General features: G+C 36.0%; 20 protein-coding genes and 2 pseudogenes. 13 read left to right on the top strand and 9 right to left on the bottom strand.

Features of this window, described 5'->3' with window-relative positions; translation table 11 throughout:
• The first annotated feature begins 1 nt into the window (after position 1).
• The 3 genes from ACU8YW_RS19555 to ACU8YW_RS19545 all read left to right on the top strand — a co-directional run bounded on the left by ACU8YW_RS19555 (position 2) and on the right by ACU8YW_RS19545 (position 3,002).
• Positions 2–1,132 carry an N-acetyldiaminopimelate deacetylase gene (locus ACU8YW_RS19555; protein WP_000301171.1) on the top strand — a complete coding sequence of 377 codons (1,131 nt, stop codon included), beginning with the start codon at positions 2–4 and terminating at the stop codon, positions 1,130–1,132.
• A 254-nt stretch (positions 1,133–1,386) separates the two neighbouring features.
• On the top strand, positions 1,387–2,253 hold the full coding sequence (locus ACU8YW_RS19550) for a hypothetical protein (protein WP_046956446.1): 867 nt from the start codon (positions 1,387–1,389) through the stop codon (positions 2,251–2,253).
• An 83-nt stretch (positions 2,254–2,336) separates the two neighbouring features.
• Positions 2,337–3,002 (top strand): potassium channel family protein, encoded by a 666-nt coding sequence (locus ACU8YW_RS19545; RefSeq protein WP_000504032.1) that lies wholly within the window; start codon positions 2,337–2,339, stop codon positions 3,000–3,002.
• A gap of 38 nt (positions 3,003–3,040) precedes the next feature.
• Here ACU8YW_RS19545 and rnjA read toward each other — a convergent pair whose 3' ends face one another.
• Both rnjA and rpoY read right to left on the bottom strand, forming a co-directional pair.
• On the bottom strand, positions 3,041–4,708 hold the full coding sequence (gene rnjA / locus ACU8YW_RS19540) for a ribonuclease J1 (protein ID WP_000670370.1): 1,668 nt from the start codon (positions 4,706–4,708) through the stop codon (positions 3,041–3,043).
• A gap of 4 nt (positions 4,709–4,712) precedes the next feature.
• On the bottom strand, positions 4,713–4,925 hold the full coding sequence (gene rpoY / locus ACU8YW_RS19535; RefSeq protein ID WP_048546139.1) for a DNA-directed RNA polymerase subunit epsilon: 213 nt from the start codon (positions 4,923–4,925) through the stop codon (positions 4,713–4,715).
• A gap of 547 nt (positions 4,926–5,472) precedes the next feature.
• Between rpoY and ACU8YW_RS19530 the strand changes: the two genes are divergently transcribed.
• The gene (locus tag ACU8YW_RS19530) at positions 5,473–6,246 is read left to right on the top strand and encodes a Cof-type HAD-IIB family hydrolase (protein ID WP_000998280.1); all 774 of its coding nucleotides are present in this window, start codon (positions 5,473–5,475) and stop codon (positions 6,244–6,246) included.
• 60 nt (positions 6,247–6,306) lie between these two features.
• Here ACU8YW_RS19530 and def read toward each other — a convergent pair whose 3' ends face one another.
• Together def and ACU8YW_RS19520 are read right to left on the bottom strand one after the other, a co-directional pair.
• Positions 6,307–6,861, bottom strand: a complete 555-nt coding sequence (gene def / locus ACU8YW_RS19525; RefSeq protein WP_076539891.1) for a peptide deformylase — start codon at positions 6,859–6,861, stop codon at positions 6,307–6,309.
• A gap of 165 nt (positions 6,862–7,026) precedes the next feature.
• The gene (locus ACU8YW_RS19520) at positions 7,027–7,173 is read right to left on the bottom strand and encodes a YjcZ family sporulation protein (RefSeq protein ID WP_000274561.1); all 147 of its coding nucleotides are present in this window, start codon (positions 7,171–7,173) and stop codon (positions 7,027–7,029) included.
• Positions 7,174–7,686: 513 nt separating this feature from the next.
• Here ACU8YW_RS19520 and pdhA point away from each other — a divergent pair.
• From pdhA to lpdA, 4 genes are all read left to right on the top strand, one after another.
• On the top strand, positions 7,687–8,802 hold the full coding sequence (gene pdhA / locus ACU8YW_RS19515; RefSeq protein ID WP_000536893.1) for a pyruvate dehydrogenase E1 component subunit alpha: 1,116 nt from the start codon (positions 7,687–7,689) through the stop codon (positions 8,800–8,802).
• Positions 8,803–8,805: 3 nt separating this feature from the next.
• Positions 8,806–9,783, top strand: a complete 978-nt coding sequence (gene pdhB, locus ACU8YW_RS19510) for a pyruvate dehydrogenase complex E1 component subunit beta (RefSeq protein ID WP_000068162.1) — start codon at positions 8,806–8,808, stop codon at positions 9,781–9,783.
• Positions 9,784–9,876: 93 nt separating this feature from the next.
• Complete coding sequence (gene pdhC / locus ACU8YW_RS19505; RefSeq protein ID WP_000863412.1) at positions 9,877–11,166, top strand: pyruvate dehydrogenase complex dihydrolipoyllysine-residue acetyltransferase; 1,290 nt, start codon at positions 9,877–9,879, stop codon at positions 11,164–11,166.
• Between the two features lie 5 nt (positions 11,167–11,171).
• Positions 11,172–12,584, top strand: coding sequence for a dihydrolipoyl dehydrogenase (lpdA, locus tag ACU8YW_RS19500; RefSeq protein WP_000260106.1), 1,413 nt, complete (start codon positions 11,172–11,174; stop codon positions 12,582–12,584).
• A gap of 39 nt (positions 12,585–12,623) precedes the next feature.
• Here lpdA and ACU8YW_RS19495 read toward each other — a convergent pair.
• Together ACU8YW_RS19495 and ACU8YW_RS19490 are read right to left on the bottom strand one after the other, a co-directional pair.
• Positions 12,624–13,279 (bottom strand): annotated as a pseudogene (locus ACU8YW_RS19495) (DHHW family protein); the annotation flags it as partial.
• Positions 13,280–13,308: 29 nt separating this feature from the next.
• Positions 13,309–14,703, bottom strand: a pseudogene (locus ACU8YW_RS19490) (MBOAT family O-acyltransferase).
• Between the two features lie 246 nt (positions 14,704–14,949).
• On the opposite strand from ACU8YW_RS19490, the gene ACU8YW_RS19485 reads away from it, so the two are divergent.
• Positions 14,950–15,177, top strand: a complete 228-nt coding sequence (locus tag ACU8YW_RS19485; RefSeq protein WP_048546134.1) for a hypothetical protein — start codon at positions 14,950–14,952, stop codon at positions 15,175–15,177.
• Position 15,178: 1 nt separating this feature from the next.
• Here the strand turns inward: ACU8YW_RS19485 and ACU8YW_RS19480 are convergent, their stop codons facing one another.
• Positions 15,179–15,571 carry a DUF1885 family protein gene (locus ACU8YW_RS19480; RefSeq protein ID WP_001163318.1) on the bottom strand — a complete coding sequence of 131 codons (393 nt, stop codon included), beginning with the start codon at positions 15,569–15,571 and terminating at the stop codon, positions 15,179–15,181.
• A 127-nt stretch (positions 15,572–15,698) separates the two neighbouring features.
• On the opposite strand from ACU8YW_RS19480, the gene ACU8YW_RS19475 reads away from it, so the two are divergent.
• The 4 genes from ACU8YW_RS19475 (at position 15,699) to ACU8YW_RS19460 (ending at position 16,680) form a co-directional block, all read left to right on the top strand.
• Entirely contained in the window at positions 15,699–15,995 is a 297-nt protein-coding gene (locus tag ACU8YW_RS19475; protein ID WP_088064496.1) for a DUF3055 domain-containing protein, read from the top strand.
• A gap of 194 nt (positions 15,996–16,189) precedes the next feature.
• Complete coding sequence (locus tag ACU8YW_RS19470) at positions 16,190–16,318, top strand: GapA-binding peptide SR1P (RefSeq protein WP_000536778.1); 129 nt, start codon at positions 16,190–16,192, stop codon at positions 16,316–16,318.
• A 59-nt stretch (positions 16,319–16,377) separates the two neighbouring features.
• On the top strand, positions 16,378–16,506 hold the full coding sequence (locus ACU8YW_RS19465; protein ID WP_000536801.1) for a GapA-binding peptide SR1P: 129 nt from the start codon (positions 16,378–16,380) through the stop codon (positions 16,504–16,506).
• Positions 16,507–16,551: 45 nt separating this feature from the next.
• Entirely contained in the window at positions 16,552–16,680 is a 129-nt protein-coding gene (locus tag ACU8YW_RS19460) for a GapA-binding peptide SR1P (RefSeq protein WP_000536796.1), read from the top strand.
• A 35-nt stretch (positions 16,681–16,715) separates the two neighbouring features.
• Here the strand turns inward: ACU8YW_RS19460 and ACU8YW_RS19455 are convergent, their stop codons facing one another.
• Positions 16,716–17,546, bottom strand: a complete 831-nt coding sequence (locus ACU8YW_RS19455) for a protein-glutamine gamma-glutamyltransferase (RefSeq protein WP_000635322.1) — start codon at positions 17,544–17,546, stop codon at positions 16,716–16,718.
• Positions 17,547–17,621: 75 nt separating this feature from the next.
• Positions 17,622–19,094 carry an arginine decarboxylase gene (speA, locus tag ACU8YW_RS19450; RefSeq protein WP_000084901.1) on the bottom strand — a complete coding sequence of 491 codons (1,473 nt, stop codon included), beginning with the start codon at positions 19,092–19,094 and terminating at the stop codon, positions 17,622–17,624.
• Positions 19,095–19,115 lie beyond the last annotated feature (21 nt).

The raw sequence follows: 19,115 nt of genomic DNA, 5'->3' as shown, positions 1-19,115 counted from the left end.
AATGGCAGTAAGCAAATTCGTTCAAATTCGTAGAGACTTACACAAAATACCGGAAATTGGATTTAAAGAGTGGAAAACACAACAGTATATTTTAGATTACATAGGAACGCTTTCGAATGAATATGTGGAAGTGAAAGTATGGAAAACGGGTGTCATTGTTAAAGTAAATGGAAAAAATCCAGAAAAAATTATCGGTTATCGCGCAGATATAGACGGTTTACCAATTACCGAAGAAACTGGATATGAGTTTGCTTCTATTCATGAAGGAATGATGCATGCATGTGGACACGATTTGCATACAACAATCGGTTTAGGCCTTCTAACAGCAGCTGTAACAGAAAGAATAGATGATGACCTTGTGTTTCTATTCCAACCAGCTGAAGAAGGGCCAGGAGGGGCTCTTCCTATGTTAGAGAGTGAAGAGTTAAAAGAATGGAAGCCGAATATAATTCTTGGTCTTCATATTGCACCTGAATACGCTGTAGGAACAATTGCCACAAAAGAGGGGCTATTATTTGCAAATACATCAGAGTTATATGTTGATTTGAAAGGGAAAGGTGGACATGCAGCCTACCCGCATACTGCAAATGATATGATTGTAGCGGCAAGTCACCTTGTTACACAACTTCAATCCGTTATTAGTCGTAATGTGAATCCTCTTGATAGTGCAGTGATTACAATCGGAAAAATAACAGGTGGTACAGTTCAAAATATCATAGCAGAAAAGTCTCGGTTAGAAGGAACGATTCGAACTTTATCAGTGGAATCAATGAGGCGTGTTAAAAGTAGGATTGAGGCAATTGTTGCAGGTATAGAAGCTTCCTTCCAATGTGAAGCTGTTATTGACTATGGAGCGATGTATCATCAAGTATATAACCATGAAGTATTAACGAGAGAGTTTATGCAGTTTGTAAGTGAACAAACTGATATGAATGTAATTACATGTACTGAGGCAATGACAGGGGAAGATTTTGGTTATATGCTTCAAGAGATTCCTGGATTTATGTTTTGGCTTGGGGTAAATTCAGAATATGGTTTACATCATGCAAAATTAAAACCAGATGAAGAGGTTATTGAGAAAGCTATCGCATTTTTAGATCAATATGTAAAGTGGAAAGGAACTAGAAAGTAAACTCGCTCGCCAACTTTGAAAAAACTTACAGTGGGTACTTGTTAGTTCCAAGACGAAAACATCTTTCATATTTGTTTTGGATACACATGGGCATACAAATGGATAAAGTAATGAGCAGCGGTTTTGAGCCGCTGCTCATTATTCATTATCGCTTATTGAGAAGATGATTAGTTAACTAGCTTATATATGTTTACATTTCGTGTAGAAAGTGTGTAAAATCAAGGTGAAACATAGAAAAAAGGGTGGGGAATTACGTGCAAATTAGCAGTGCAATGTTGTGTTTCGTCTTATATGCGTATGTTATTATTGCGGCGGTGTATTTTGGGATAAGTTTTTATGCCTACCGTTTAGTAGATAATCACGAATATGACGAAACATATAAATGGGTGAAAAGATATTTATCACCTGTATTAGAAATTATGAATGGGTTTGTGCTCTTTTTATTTATTGGATTAATTGCTTTCTCGACGAGTTTAGTAGGGAATAAAACGACATTATTTGTACTAGGTATCATTATTTTTATGTTGTTAGGGATACGGATTGGTAACACAGTGTTTTGGAATGAAAGAAAAGTAGATGGTTGGACTGGAATGTTAATCCCGTGTATGTTAGCGGCTATCGTGACAAACATAGAGCATGAGTATTATCAATTACATTTTTGGCTTATTATCGTTTTAACAATTCTTTCAGTTTTGTACATAAGTACGGTAGTACTCACATACATTGCACATGAAAAAGGTGATGTTAAAGGAACACGCTTCTTTAGAGGGCGAGCATTATTTTGGAGTGTGCCAACGATGGCTGTTATAGGAATTATTGCGATATTAGTAAATGGATATCAATTTACTAATTGGCAACTGTTTTTAGAAAATTGGTGGATTTTCATTATTTCGTTTATCGCTTTTTTAGGTGCAACACATTATTTATTCCATCAACATCATTATATATTGGCATTGCTATTCGCATTTACACAACTATTATTTGCTTTCTTCGGACAAGAAACGTTATTATTCGTTTTTGAAACATTTAGTTCATTTGGAAATATATTTGTATTTGGTATGTTAATTTTCAGTATCGCATTTTATTTACAACAGTATTTTTATATGCAAAAACAAAAATAAGAATGATATACAGGTTTTTGTAGCAAATCTAAAGTATGTTACAATAAAAATACATAGTATTCGATGTTATTGGAGGAATTCCTGTGGGTGAAAAAGAGAAAGAATTTGCTGTCATTGGCCTTGGACGTTTTGGTGGAAGCATTTGCCGAGAACTCGCTCAATTAGGTATGGAAGTAATGGCAATTGATTCAGATGAAGATAAAATTAATGAGTTTGCAAATATAGCTTCACATGCTGTAATTGCAGATTCAACAGATGAGATGGTATTAAAAAGTCTTGGTATTCGTAATTTTGATCATGTAGTCGTTGCTATTGGAGACAATTTAAATTCAAGTATTTTAACAACATTAATTTTAAAAGAGTTAGGTGTAAAAAATATTACTGTAAAAGCTCAAAATGATTACCATGAAAAAGTGTTAAGTAAAATAGGGGCAGATCACATTGTGCACCCCGAGCGTGATATGGGAAAAAGGATTGCTAATAATATTGCATCAAGTAATGTATTAGACTATCTTGAGCTTTCAGATGAGCATAGTATTGTAGAGATTATTGCAAATAAAAAAATTGATGGTCATTCTTTAATCGAATTAGATATTCGTGCGAAGTTTGGATTGAATATTGTAGCGATTAAACGTGGTAAAGAAGTTATTGTATCTCCTCGAGCTACGGAAAATATTCAAGCGGGAGATATATTAATTGTAATTGGTCATGACGATGAAGTAGATCGTTTTAAACACTTTTTAAGATAAGAGAAAAGGACAATACCATGAAGGTATTGTCCTTTTTCTTATATTTCCATAATGATTGGTAAAATCATTGGGCGACGTTTCGTTTTCTCATATAGGAATGGTGCTAATGTATCTGTAATTTCATTTTTAATTTCAGACCATTGTGTTGTTTTACGCTCCATTACTTTTTCTAAATGAGTTGTAATTAATGTTTGAGCATCATTAATTAAATCACTACTTTCGCGCATATACACAAAACCACGTGAGATAATATCAGGTCCTGCTGCAACTTTAAACTCTTTCATATCAATGCTTACAACTACAATAACAAGTCCTTCTTCAGAAAGAATACGACGATCGCGTAACACGATATTACCGATATCTCCAATACCATTTCCGTCAATATAGACAGATCCAGATGGTATTTTACCAGCTACGCTTGCTTCATCAGAACGAAGAGCAAGAACATCTCCATTATCCATGATGAAACAGTTTTCTTCTGGAATACCACAATCGTTTGCTAACTTCATATGCATACGTTGCATGCGGTATTCACCATGAATTGGCATGAAATACTTCGGTTTAATTAGACGAAGCATTAGTTTTTGTTCTTCTTGTCCACCGTGTCCACTCGTATGAATGTTTGACAGTTTTCCGTGGATTACATCAGCACCAGCACGATACAACATGTTAATTGTACGGCTTACACTAATTGTATTACCAGGGATTGGTGAAGAAGAGAAAACAACTGTGTCGCCAGGAATGATTTGAATTTGACGATGAGTACCGTTAGCAATACGTGAAAGTGCTGCCATTGGCTCACCTTGACTACCTGTACATAAAATAACAACTTTATTAGCCGGTAGGCGGTTTAGTTGAGCTGTATCTATGAATGTATCCTTCGGACAGCGAATATAACCAAGGTTTTGTCCGATTTCAATCGCCGCTTCCATACTGCGACCGAACACAGCCACTTTACGATTGTTTTCAACAGCCGCTTCAACAACTTGTTGTAGACGATGGATATTTGATGCAAAGGTTGCAAAGATAATACGACCTTCTACTTTGCGGAAAATATCTTGAATACTATCACCAACACGGCGCTCAGACATTGTAAAGTTTGGAACTTCACTGTTTGTACTGTCAGATAAGAGACAAAGTACGCCGTCTTTTCCGATTTCAGCCATTTTTGTTAAGTCCGCTGGTTCACCGACTGGTGTGAAATCAAATTTGAAATCGCCAGTATGAACAACTTGTCCTTGAGGTGTTTTCACAACAACTCCGTATGAATCTGGGATACTGTGAGTTGTACGGAAGAAGGAAACAGATGTCTTTTTAAATTTAATAACATCATCTTCTTGAATTTCATAAAGTTTTGCTTTACGAAGTAATCCGTGCTCTTCTAATTTGTTTTTGATTAGTGCAATTGCTAATTTTCCGCCATAAATCGGGATGTTTACTTGACGTAATAAGTAAGGAATTCCACCGATATGATCTTCGTGACCATGTGTAATGAATAATCCTTTAATTTTATCTTCGTTTCGCACAAAATAAGTGTAATCTGGTATTACATAATCGATTCCGAGGAGTTCGTCTTCTGGAAATTTAATTCCAGCATCAATAATAATAATTTCATCTTGAAATTGAACAGCATATGTATTTTTACCGATTTCACCAAGTCCACCTAAAGCAAAAACGGCAGCTTGATCATTCTTTAGAAATTTCATATGACTATACGATTTCCGCTAATATTAAATCAGCGTTTTCTTTTTCATATTCAAGATGAGCACCAGTAACAGACTGAACGAACTCGATATTATATGCGAACTTATTTAATTTCTTACGAACATCCTTTTCAGACGTAGCCTCTAAATATAAAACTTTTGTATTTTCACGTACTGGAACCTCAGTCAATTTTACTTGATAAAATACTTTAAAAATCATTTGGAAAACCTCTCCTTGTCTATGTTTTGCATTATCTGTTACTTATTATAAAGCAAACAGTCACGATTTTCATGTTTTTTCGAATGAGAATGAAGAAAAAGCCCGAAATGGGCACAATTTAAGCGATTGTCTTTTTACGGACTAGATCTTTTAAATAACGCTTGAGCTTTTTCTTCAGCTTCTTCAGCATGATTACTCCTTCCTTTCCTTATTTAAAACATGCATATTACTAGTGAAAACTCCGTCTCTGATATAAGAAAGAAGACAAAAGTGAATGTTGAATCTTGTCCTTTCGCATACAGGGAAAGTTATTCTATAGTAACGATTAGTAGCCGTTAGTTATAGGTATAGTATGAGAAAGAATAGAAAAGAAAATTCATACGAACAAGTATCCACATTTTTTACTAATATATATATGCAGGTTTCATAAATAAGGTCAGAAAGTGAACGCTTTCTTCACAGATGTTTAATATGTTATACTTTTTTTTAGAATTTGAAAAGCGATAATCAAAATAGGAATATAGAGTAACAGAAAGGATTTTGACAAATGAATGATAAAATTGTCTTTTTTGATATTGATGGAACATTATTAGATCATGATAAGAAGATTCCACAATCTACACGAGATGCAGTAAGACATTTACAAGAGAAAGGTGTGCATGTAGCAATTGCGACAGGACGTGCGCCATTTATGTTTGAAGATATTCGTGAGGAACTCAATATACATAATTATGTTAGCTTTAATGGACAGTACGTTGTATTTGAAGATGAGGTAATATTTAATAACCCGTTACATCCAGCTGCCTTACATAAGTTTACTCAGTTTGCAAAACAAGAAGGATATCCACTTGTATATCTTGATCATCAAGAAATGAGAGCATCGGTGGAATATCATGATTATGTGAAGGAAGGTTTTGGAAGCTTAAATTTTGAGCATCCGGCATATGAACCTGATTTCTATGAGAAACGTAATATTTATCAAACACTTCTTTTCTGTGAAGTGAATGAAGAAGAAAAGTTTATTAATCATTATCCAGACTTTCATTTTATTCGCTGGCATGCATATTCAATGGATATTATTCCGAATGGTGGTTCGAAGGCAAAAGGAATTGAGAAATTCATTGAAAAATTAGGATTTAACCGTGAACAAGTGTATGCATTTGGAGATGGTTTAAATGATTTAGAAATGATCGAAGCAGTTGGGACAGGTATTGTGATGGGTAATGGTCATGAAGACTTGAAAAAACTTGCAAATCACGTGACAAAGGATGTTAGTGAAGACGGCATATATCATGGATTAAAATGGGCTGGATTGCTATAAGTGAATATGGAACCCATTTCATATAAAAAAAGGCGGAAGATTAACTTCCGCCTTTTTTTATTATCGCTCTAAAGGTTTTGAATCGTCAGGAGCAGCAAATGGATTTTCTTTATTAATGTGATCATAGAACATAACACCATTTAAATGGTCAATCTCATGCTGAAATACGATTGCTGGTAAACCTTTTAAACGTAATTTTACTTCTTCGCCGTTGATAGATGTTGCTTTCACTGTAATTCTTGTGTAACGAGGGACATAACCAGGTACTTCGCGGTCTACTGATAGACAGCCTTCTCCACTTTGTAAATATGTACGTTCAACAGAATGACTAATGATTTTTGGGTTGAATAATGCATGACTATATAACGTACCGTCCGTATCAGTTACATGAACCGCAATCATTTTCTTCGAAATACCGATTTGTGGAGCCGCTAATCCGATTCCAGGGCGCAAACTATATTTTTCAGCCATTTCAGGATCTTGGCTATTTATTACAAATTCAATCATTTCTTTAAGGGTAGTTGTATCTTCTTCGCTCGCCGGCATTGATACCTCTTCTGCAACGTTTCGCAAAATAGAATCTCCTTCGCGAATTACATCTTTCATTGTAAGCATATGTAATCTCTCCTTTCTTCTTTAGTCTACCAAAGGAGGTGGAAAAAGTCATCGACAAGTAGGGAAGCACTTTGGAAAGTGTTTTACTATAGAATATTTATGTATGTAATAAAAAGAAAAGACGGCAAAGCCGTCTGTTTCTTTCCATAGTTGTTTCATTTTACATTAGCGAATGCAAGCAGCACCAACGATAATTAAAAGAATAAACAACACAACGATTAAGGCGAAGCCGCGTCCAGACCCGCCACAAGAACCGCCATAACCGTAGGATGGATTTGAACAAGTTGGATAGCAATATGAGTATCCGTACATGAGATGACCTCCTTTATCATTTCCCGCTAACACTGCGGTTACTATAATGTATGGAGGGAAGGATAGAAATGTATGGGTAATTACCTATAAAAGGAAGAAGAGTTTGTATATTTTTGCTAAGAAGAGAGAAAAACTAAAGAGAATTAAATCGTTTACATATTATTCTAAGAGAAAAAATAAGTTGAAAAGGGAATAATATAACAGTAGGTTAATGCTTACTAATACAGATGTGAAAAATAAAAACACGTTTGTGTAGAAGAAACCTGCAGATTATTTATAAAAAAACGTATCCAAAGTAATTGACATCGTAATTAGAATAGTTGTAAACTAAAAAACGTGATCAAGATTGTATTAATATGTTTCTGAAAAAACATTAGTACAGATTGTTAGGTACACAAAATTATTCTCAACCGACAGATAAATTTGTTGGTTTACATTGTTGCGTTTTCAGTCTAGCTAATAGATAGTGAAAGCGTTTCAGAATATGGTTCAAGAGAGGAAGAGGTGAACGGAATGGGTACTAAAACAAAAAAGACCCTATTTAATGTTGATGAGCAAATGAAAGCTATCGCAGCTCAATTTGAGACATTACAAATTTTAAATGAAAAAGGCGAAGTTGTGAATGAAGCGGCTATGCCTGAATTATCTGATGATCAATTAAAAGAATTAATGCGCCGTATGGTGTATACTCGCGTACTAGATCAACGTTCTATTTCTTTAAACCGTCAAGGACGTTTAGGTTTCTACGCACCAACAGCTGGACAAGAGGCTTCTCAATTAGCAAGTCATTTCGCACTTGAAGCAGAAGATTTCATCTTACCAGGATATCGTGATGTGCCACAATTAGTATGGCACGGTTTACCATTATACCAAGCATTCTTATTCTCTCGTGGACATTTCATGGGTAACCAAATGCCTGAGAATGTAAATGCACTTGCTCCACAAATCATTATCGGTGCGCAAATCATCCAAACTGCTGGTGTTGCGTTAGGTATGAAACTACGTGGGAAAAAATCTGTTGCAATTACTTACACTGGTGACGGTGGTGCTTCACAAGGTGACTTCTACGAAGGTATGAACTTTGCGGGTGCATTCAAAGCTCCAGCAATCTTCGTTGTACAAAACAACCGTTATGCAATCTCTACTCCAGTAGAAAAGCAATCTGCAGCTAAAACTGTAGCACAAAAAGCAGTAGCAGCAGGTATTTACGGAATTCAAGTAGACGGTATGGATCCATTAGCTGTATACGCAGCAACTGCTTTCGCTCGTGAGCGTGCAGTAAACGGAGAAGGCCCTACTTTAATCGAGACTTTAACATTCCGTTACGGTCCACATACAATGGCTGGTGATGACCCAACTCGTTACCGTACAAAAGATATCGAGAACGAATGGGAACAAAAAGATCCAATCGTACGCTTCCGTGCATTCTTAGAAAACAAAGGCCTATGGTCTCAAGAAGTTGAAGAGAAAGTAATCGAAGAAGCAAAAGAAGATATCAAACAAGCAATTGCTAAGGCTGACCAAGCTCCAAAACAAAAAGTTACTGATTTAATGGAAATCATGTACGAAAAAATGCCTTACAACTTAGCTGAACAATATGAAATTTACAAAGAAAAGGAGTCGAAGTAAGCCATGGCTCAAATGACAATGATTCAAGCAATCACTGATGCTTTACGCGTTGAAATGAAAAATGACCCTAACGTACTTGTGTTTGGTGAAGACGTTGGTGTAAACGGCGGTGTATTCCGTGCTACTGAAGGTTTACAAGCTGAATTCGGTGAAGATCGTGTAATGGATACTCCACTTGCAGAGTCTGGTATTGGTGGACTTGCAGTTGGACTTGCATTAGAAGGCTTCCGTCCAGTTCCAGAAATCCAATTCTTCGGTTTCATTTATGAAGTAATGGATTCAGTTTCTGGTCAATTAGCTCGTATGCGTTACCGTTCTGGTGGACGTTGGACTGCTCCAGTAACAATTCGTTCTCCATTCGGTGGCGGTGTTCATACTCCTGAACTACATGCTGATAGCTTAGAAGGATTAGTGGCTCAACAACCTGGTCTAAAAGTTGTTATTCCATCTACTCCATACGATGCAAAAGGTCTTTTAATCTCTGCGATTCGTGACAACGATCCAGTTATCTACTTAGAGCATATGAAATTGTACCGTTCATTCCGTCAAGATGTACCAGAAGGCGATTACACAATTGATTTAGGTAAAGCTGATATCAAACGTGAAGGTACAGATGTATCTGTTATCGCTTACGGTGCTATGGTTCATGCTGCATTAAAAGCTGCTGAAGAACTTGAAAAAGAAGGTATCTCTTTAGAGGTAGTTGACTTACGTACAGTTCAACCATTAGATATCGAAACAATCATCGCTTCTGTTGAAAAAACAGGCCGCGTAGTTGTAGTTCAAGAAGCACAAAAACAAGCTGGTATTGCAGCTAACGTTGTAGCGGAAATTAACGACCGTGCAATCTTAAACTTAGAAGCTCCAGTTGTACGTGTTGCAGCTGCTGATACAGTATTCCCATTCTCTCAAGCTGAGAGCGTATGGTTACCAAACCATAAAGATATTGTTGAAGCTGTTAACAAAGTAATGAACTTCTAATTTTTAGCTTTTCATGTGCAAAAGAAATCAGCACATGCTGGTTTCTTTTGTACATATTCCATAATAATGAAATGAATCAGGGGGCTGAATTCCGTGGCATTTGAATTTAAACTACCAGATATCGGTGAAGGTATCCACGAAGGTGAAATCGTAAAATGGTTTATTAAACCAGGCGATGAAGTAAACGAAGACGATGTACTTCTTGAAGTACAAAATGATAAAGCAGTAGTAGAAATCCCTTCTCCTGTTAAAGGTAAAGTACTTGAAGTACTTGTAGAAGAAGGAACAGTTGCAATTGTAGGAGATACATTAATTAAATTTGATGCTCCTGGATACGAAAACCTTAAATTTAAAGGTGACGATCATGATGCAGCTCCAAAAGCTGAAGAAGCAGCAGTAGAAGCTCCAGCAGCGGAAGCTACTCCAGCAGCAACTGCAGAAGTAGTAAATGAGCGCGTAATCGCTATGCCATCTGTTCGTAAATATGCTCGTGAGAACGGCGTAGACATTCATAAAGTAGCTGGTTCTGGTAAGAACGGCCGTATCGTAAAAGCTGACATCGATGCATTTGCAAATGGTGGACAAGCAGTAGCAGCAACTGAGGCTCCAGCAGCAGTAGAAGCTACTCCAGCAGCAGCGAAAGAAGAAGCACCAAAAGCACAACCAATCCCAGCTGGTGAATATCCAGAAACTCGTGAGAAAATGAGTGGTATCCGTAAAGCGATTGCTAAAGCAATGGTTAACTCTAAGCATACAGCTCCTCACGTAACATTAATGGATGAAGTAGATGTAACAGAACTTGTTGCTCACCGTAAGAAGTTCAAAGCTGTTGCAGCTGACAAAGGTATTAAATTAACTTACCTTCCATACGTTGTTAAAGCTTTAACATCTGCATTACGTGAATACCCAATGTTAAACACTTCTTTAGATGATGCTTCTCAAGAAGTAGTTCATAAACATTACTTCAACATCGGTATCGCAGCTGATACAGACAAAGGTCTATTAGTACCAGTTGTTAAAGATACAGATCGCAAGTCTATCTTCACTATTTCTAACGAGATCAATGATCTTGCTGGTAAAGCACGTGATGGTCGTTTAGCTCCGGCTGAAATGAAAGGTGCTTCTTGCACAATCACAAACATTGGTTCTGCAGGTGGACAATGGTTCACTCCAGTTATCAATCACCCAGAAGTAGCAATCCTTGGTATCGGCCGTATCGCTGAGAAGCCAGTTGTGAAAAACGGTGAAATCGTTGCAGCTCCAGTATTAGCATTATCTCTAAGCTTTGACCATCGTTTAATTGACGGCGCAACTGCTCAAAAAGCATTAAACCAAATTAAACGTCTATTGAATGACCCACAATTATTAGTAATGGAGGCGTAATAACAATGGTAGTAGGAGATTTCCCAATTGAATTAGATACAGTCGTTGTTGGTGCAGGTCCTGGTGGATACGTTGCGGCAATTCGTGCAGCACAATTAGGTCAAAAGGTAGCAATTATCGAAAAAGCTAACCTTGGTGGCGTATGCTTAAACGTTGGATGTATTCCTTCAAAAGCGTTAATCAATGCAGGTCATCGTTATGAGAATGCAATGCATTCTGATGACATGGGTATCACTGCAGAGAACGTAAAAGTTGACTTTACAAAAGTTCAAGAATGGAAAAACGGCGTAGTTAAGAAATTAACTGGCGGTGTTGAAGGCCTTCTTAAAGGTAACAAAGTTGAAATCATTCGCGGTGAAGCTTACTTCGTAGATGCTAACACATTACGCGTAATGACTGAAGATGCAGCACAAACGTATACGTTTAAAAATGCTGTTCTTGCAACTGGTTCTACACCAATCGAAATTCCAGGATTCAAATACTCTAAACGTGTTATCAACTCTACAGGTGCTTTAAGCTTACCTGAAATTCCTAAAAAACTTGTTGTAATCGGCGGCGGTTACATCGGTATGGAATTAGGAACTGCATATGCTAACTTCGGTACAGAAGTTACTGTAGTAGAAGCTGGCGACGAAATCTTAGCTGGTTTCGAAAAAGCTATGAGCTCTGTTGTTAAACGTGCTCTTCAAAAGAAAGGTAACGTAAATATCCATACAAAAGCTATGGCTAAAGGCGTTGAAGAAACAGAAACTGGCGTAAAAGTTAGCTTTGAAGTTAAAGGTGAAATCCAAACTGTAGAAGCAGATTACGTATTAGTAACTGTAGGTCGTCGTCCAAACACTCAAGAAATTGGTCTTGAGCAAGTTGGAGTTAAAATGACTGACCGCGGCATCATCGAAATCGATGAGCAATGTCGTACAAACGTATCAAACATCTATGCAATCGGTGATATCGTTCCTGGACCACCATTAGCTCACAAAGCTTCTTACGAAGGTAAAGTAGCTGTTGAAGCAATTAGTGGCCATGCATCAGCAATCGATTATATCGGAATTCCTGCAGTATGCTTCACTGATCCTGAATTAGCATCTGTTGGTTACACTAAGAAACAAGCTGAAGAAGCAGGAATGACAGTAGCTGTATCTAAGTTCCCATTCGCTGCTAACGGTCGTGCATTATCATTAAACAGCACTGACGGTTTCCTACAACTTGTAACACGTAAAGAAGATGGTCTTCTTGTAGGTGCTCAAGTTGCAGGTGCAGGCGCTTCTGATATTATCTCTGAGATTGGTTTAGCTATCGAAGCTGGAATGACAGCAGAAGATATCGCTCAAACAATCCACGCTCACCCAACATTAGGTGAGATCACAATGGAAGCAGCTGAAGTTGCTCTTGGAATGCCAATTCACATTGTAAAATAATTATAAAAAAACGTCTTCTAAATTTAGAAGACGTTTTTTTTATTCTTTATTTTCAAATTGATACATTTTTTATTTGTACTAGTGTCATTATAAAGGAATAACACGATATCAGCATTTAGTTTTTCGAGTTCTTGTTTTACATTTTTGCTTGCCGCAAATCGTGGATCAATAAATGTTGTTTGTTCAAACTCTTGTGCAAATAAAGGATAAGTTGCATCTGCATAAGAATCTTTAATAATGACAGCATGTAGTTTGGTTTTTGCATCTGGATTTAAAATATTTATCTGTGCATAGTCTGTTTTGTAAACGGAACTATAGTCTGGTGAAAGCTTATTTTTGTCCACTGCAAAGAATTCCTTCATCGGCATTTTCATCGATTCTTCTGATTTTGGACCGAGATATACAGTGTAATTATCCCACATATTTGGGTTTTGCTTTAATTGTACATATGGGATTGTTTCAGGTGTTGCTATTAAATTATACAGTTGTTTATTCCAACTACCGATAAAGTGTCCATTCGGTTTTTCTATAGTTATTTTATAATCATCTCGATTAACAGCATTACCTTTAAATGTTTTAGATTCATTAGCAATGTGCTTCATTGTTTGCTCGTATGCATAAAATGCACCTTTCATATTCCAATGATGATCGGTCTTAAAGTATAGATCTTCTAATTGTTCATGAGTAAATTCCTTTAGTGAAATTTTTCATAGTTAGCCCTCCTTTAGAAGCGGAAGTAAATAAATGGATTGTAAGTTGCATTCGTTAAATACATCATAGTTATGATTAAGACACTCAAGTAATAAAGTGGAGATAAAATGACTACCTTTTTATTTGCTAATTGATTCTTGATCCAAGAGAAAAATGGAGCGGATGTAATAATAGCAAGTATTAAAGATTCCCCAATAATTCATCACATAGAAATAACTCGTAATGTCAGTCAACGATCTATTTAATCCGAACATTGCTTGTGAAAATTTAGAACAGTAGCTAAAATTATCAGCGCGGAAGAACATCCAACCAATAATCACTAAAAACATAACGTATACGTGTTGAATCGGCCAACATAATTTTTGTAATAATTTTTCGAAACCAGCCTTTTCTAAAGCGATTAAACATCCGTAATAAATACCCCAAATCATAAATGTCCAACTAGCTCCATGCCAAAATCCGGTTAACGCCCATACAATGAAGAGATTACGATAGATTTTCCAAGTGGATACGCGATTCCAACCTAATGGAATATAAACATAATCACGGAACCAAGAACGAAGTGAAATGTGCCAATGACACCAAAATTCAGAGATGGATTTTGAAATATATGGGTAATTGAAATTTTTTAAGAAATCAAATCCGAACATTTTTCCTAATCCGATTGTTATATCACTGTAACCTGAAAAATCGAAATAAATTTGTAATGTGTAAGCGATCGCACCAATCCAAGCGGTAGATACGCTCATTGTTGCTGGATCCATCGCAAATATTTCATCGGCAATAGCTCCTAATTGATTCGCAATTAAAACCTTCTTTCCTAATCCAATGATAAAATGACGAATTCCTTCTGAAAACTTATCAGCAGTAACTGTTCTAACATGTAATTGAAAAGCGATTGTATTATATCGAACAATGGGTCCTGCTACTAATTGTGGGAAAATAGTAAAGTATAGTGCAAGGTCAAATAGATTTCGCTGAGCTTCTACTTTTTTCTTATATATGTCAATAATATAACTCATTGCATGGAAAGTGAAAAATGAAATCCCAATTGTAAGGGGATTTTTTCTAGTACAATGTTTGTATGAAAAATGTCATTTATATTATCTACTAAGAAATTAGCGTATTTAAAATATCCGAGTATAGCAGTATTGACAACGATTGCTATAGTCAGAATAACTGTTCTATTTGTACTAGACAGTCGGTCTTTATTAAGCCATATTTCGAACCAATAGTTGATGAAAATAGAAAAAAGCATTAGGAAGACATATATTGGTTCTCCCCAAGCATAAAATAATAAACTAAATAATAGAAGAACTATGTTTTGTAATTCTTTCCGTACTGAGTAGTACACGAAAAGAATTGCAGGTGAAAAAAGGAATAAGAAAAACAAATTGCTAAATAACATGTATCATTAAATCCTTTCTATCTTTTCTCTTTAAGGAGTATGCCATGCGATGAATGAATAATCTATCTTATAGGAGATATGAGAGAATGTATTGTTAAAAACGAGGAATATTCGCATTAGAATAGTTGGAGAATTTGAAAAAGAAAAATACAACGATGAATTAGGTGGGATTTGGAAAAGTCTACCTTCAAAATGTTAAGAGGGAAGAGCTGAAGCATATAATAGGAAGAAAAAGGAGGTAACGCTATGAAAATTACACTAGCTTCATTTTTTCATCTAGTTTTATGGAGTGGATTTTCAGTAGTGTTATTATTGTCAAGTCGTGATAAACTTCATTATAAAATTTTTCTTTTTCTTATATTTTTGTACTTAGCGTATGTAATAGCGTATGTCATACTAAGTGCAAGGAGAAAAGCGATGCTTCTTACTTGCACAAATAGTATGATCTTTCTAATCATTTATTTTTGTTTTTAAATTAACGTTTATAGAAATACATTGTTCTTCCATTAAATAATTGTAATTCTCCTTCTAATTTCTTCGCTAGAAAACGGCAAAATTCATTTGCTTTTCCTTTATCACCGAATGTTGCATTAGGTGGTAAAGAAATCTGAATAAAAGATTGTTCCTTTTCTATACCAACACCAACATATATGGAGTCATATCGATCGTGAGTAGCTTGTAGTTTTAATGTTGTTGCTGATGTATCTAAAATTTCATAAGGAAAAGCGGTATTTGTATAAGCGTAATTAATTTGAACACCAGTTTTGGAAGTAACTGTTTTATAGTACTGAAAAAGTTGTTTTATATCATCTGTTGAAACAGTTTGTTGATTGGATTTAGGTACAAGCGTAATAAAGGCATGTTGCATATAAGTTCCTCCTAACTTAGTAGAATACTATCATTCTACATCCTACTGAATTTTTTGACAATTAAAAGGAGTATTCCTTTTTTTGTTTAATATACTAATGAAAGGTGATGTAGAAAGGTGGAAACCGATGTTTGAAAAATTGTATGATGAGCATGAAAGTGTGAAGGTACGATTTTTGGGGTTTATGACACATGATACTCGTTATGATTTTGGTGTTATTTATACAAATATGTTTTTTGGAAAGCTGCTCATTGTTTGTATGCAAACAGGAAGGTCTACTTTACTTGGAAGAGATGATGTAGAGAATGTGCAACATATACAGGAAGTTTTTAAATTAGGGTCAGAAGAGGAAGCAGCAGAGTTAGCTCAGTTTTTTAAATTTTTAGTCCCATCTACTTCTTTGCATGCGGAATATGAAGAATAATTAATGTAAAACAGTCGTACGTATAAATATGGCTGTTTTTTTGTTCGAATATCGCATACTAATTTAAATTAAAAATATTTAATGTGTTATACTAAAAACCTATTGACGTAAAAAGTATAACATATTAAAATAAAGACAGAAAGTTAAGCGGTTACAAAAGTTTTTGGGATTATAAACTTAGGGGGAAATGAAAAATGGGAACGATCGTATGTCAAGATTGTGAAGGTACAATTGCACACTTCGAGGATGAGAAAGTAACGGTACTTTACGGGAAATGTGGATCTTGCGGATGTGATCACACAGAGCATACAAAAGCCCAATAATTGATAGGAAATGGACAGCTAAAAGTTTTTAGGACCATAAACTTAGGGGGAAATGAAAAATGGGAACAATCGTATGCCAAGTATGTGAAGGAACAATCGGACATTTTGAAGATGAAAAAACGACAGTGCTTTACGGAAAATGTGGTACAAATTGTGACTGTGCTAATAGAGACAAGGCGAAAGCTTAATTATAAATAAGTAGATTATTATTAAAACTCAGGGGGAAATGAAAAGTGGGAACAATCGTATGCCAAGTATGTGAAGGAACAATCGGACATTTTGAAGATGAAAAATCAACAGTACTATACGGAAAATGTGGATCTCATTGCGAATGTGACCATAAAGAACATACAAAAGCTTAAATAAGAAGAAGCGCCTACATATGTAGGCGCTTTTTTTAATAAATTGTAGTTGTATGGCCAACTGTTGCAACGATTGCATCATCTCTAATCGGAATAAATCCTATCGATGTCTGTGGAGTGCTAGGAGAGGCGTAGTGGCTCATGAGACGGCTATCAATACGGGTAATAGTATCGGTCAAGAAAGCTGAAATAAAAGCGTAAGGGACTCGTCGTTCATTTAATGAGTATATAATTTCCTCTTTTGTTTTTACACCTACGCCATGTCCGTAAAAAAAGAAATTTCCTAGATAGATTGTATTTTCTCCTTGCCACTCGATCGTAGCTGGATTCACTTGTGGATTTTTAAAATAAACGAGATCACCTGGAACAAGATCGCCACCCGTTTTTGTTATGAGCTTTAAATCTTGATCGTAGTCCCACGTATAAAGTAAAAGGTTTGCAAAGAGACGGTTGAAAGTTTCTTCCTCATATAATGATAGTAAAGCTTTGTAAAAAATAATGATCATAGCGGTGGCGCATTCAGTTCCATATAGTTTTCCGTTTTTGAAAATATCTTGTATGGCAATGGAAGGGGGTATGTTTGGTAGTAGCTCGAATCCTCCAAGTGGTGTTCTTTTCCAATACTGGGGGTTGCAAAAGGATTGTTGAAATGTGCGAAACTGGAATCCACTTTGAAAAAGTTCTAATGCAGAAGTAATAATATTCACTCGCAAATTTAGATCAAAGCTGAGTTCATCAGATGTTCGGAAGGAATAAATTTCTTGATTTCCTGCCATTATCGATAAAATTTGTTGTTTCTCAGCTGCAAATGGCTCATATTCATTTGTGATATAAGGATGTACAATAGAACGGCCTATTACAATCATAATAGTATCCCCACCTATACGTTACATTACTTAATATCGTATGGGAAAAGAGAAAAAAGGTGAAAGAAAAGCCTATCAACTGATAGGCTTGTACTCTTTAATCACACGTAATGTTTGTAATGTCATATCTTCAGGACCTTGTACAGGCAAACCCGCTTCTAAGTTTTTACGAATATACTCTAAGTTATCTTGTGTAATAATTTCCCCCGGAGTAAAGATTGGAATCCCTGGCGGATAAACCATAACGAAATCAGCTATAATACGACCTGCTGCATTTTCAAACGGAATGACTTCTGTTTCCGAATAAAAAGCATCTCGAGGAGAAAGTGCTAGCACTGGTATTTCTGGAATTTCTACTTGTATTTGAACACCTTTATCGGCTTTATTTCTAAATGTTGCTGCTAAATCTTGTAATGCTGCAATAAGTGTATTTGTCTCACTTTCTGTATCCCCAAAAGTGACAAGACATAGTATGTTGTATAAATCCGAGAGTTCTACTTCAATGTTATATTGCTCTCTAAGCCATACTTCAGCCTGATGGCCTGTAATACCTAAATCTTTTACAGATACAATTATCTTTGTAGGATCGTAGTTAAAAGTAGCATCTGTACCTAGCATTTCTTTCCCAGGACAGTAAAGATCCTCAACAGCATTAATAGCATCACGAACTTGTTCCGCTAATTGAATTGTTTGTTCTATGAGTGCTGTTCCTTCTGTAGCAAGACGTTTTCTAGCAACATCTAGGGATGCTAACAAGATGTAAGAAGTTGATGTAGTCGTAAGCATGCTAATAATAGATTGAACATGTTTAACGTTCACAAGGCCTTCCTTCACGTTAAGAATAGAACTTTGCGTTAAAGATCCTCCTAATTTGTGAACACTTGTTGCTGCCATATCTGCACCGGCTTGCATCGCTGACATCGGCAATTCATCGTGAAAATGAATATGAACACCATGAGCCTCATCAACTAGTACAGGGATATCATAAGAATGGGCTAATTGGACAATCTGTTCTAAGTCCGCAGCAAAGCCAAAGTATGTTGGATTAATAACAAGTAAGCCTTTCGCATCTGAATGCTCTTCAAGTGCCTTTTTGACAGATTGAATTGTGATTCCGTGTGAAATACCAAGTTTTGGATCGATTTCAGGATGCATGAAAATCGGTTTTGCACCTGAGAAAATAATAGCTGACATTACTGATTTATGCACGTTTCGTGGCACTAGGATTTTGTCACCAGGACCGCACACGCTCATCACCATTGTCATTATTGCACCACTTGTACCTTGAATAGAAAAGAAAGTATGATCTGCACCAAATGCAGCGGCTGCTAAATCTTGTGCTTCTTTAATCATACCTTTTGGATGATGTAAATCATCGAGCGGCGCAATATTAATTAAATCAATTGCTAATGCATTATGCCCAATAAATTCGCGAAATGTAGGATCCATGCCCTGTCCTTTTTTGTGACCAGGAATATGGAATTGAATTGGATTTCGCTTACTGTGCTCAACTAAAGCGGTAAACAATGGTGTTTCGTATTGGGACAATCTATACACCCCTTCTTTTTC

The organism is Bacillus pretiosus, from assembly GCF_052947655.1.
The sequence above is the reverse complement of the archived record's forward strand: the minus strand, read 5'-3'. Positions and strand labels throughout refer to the sequence as shown.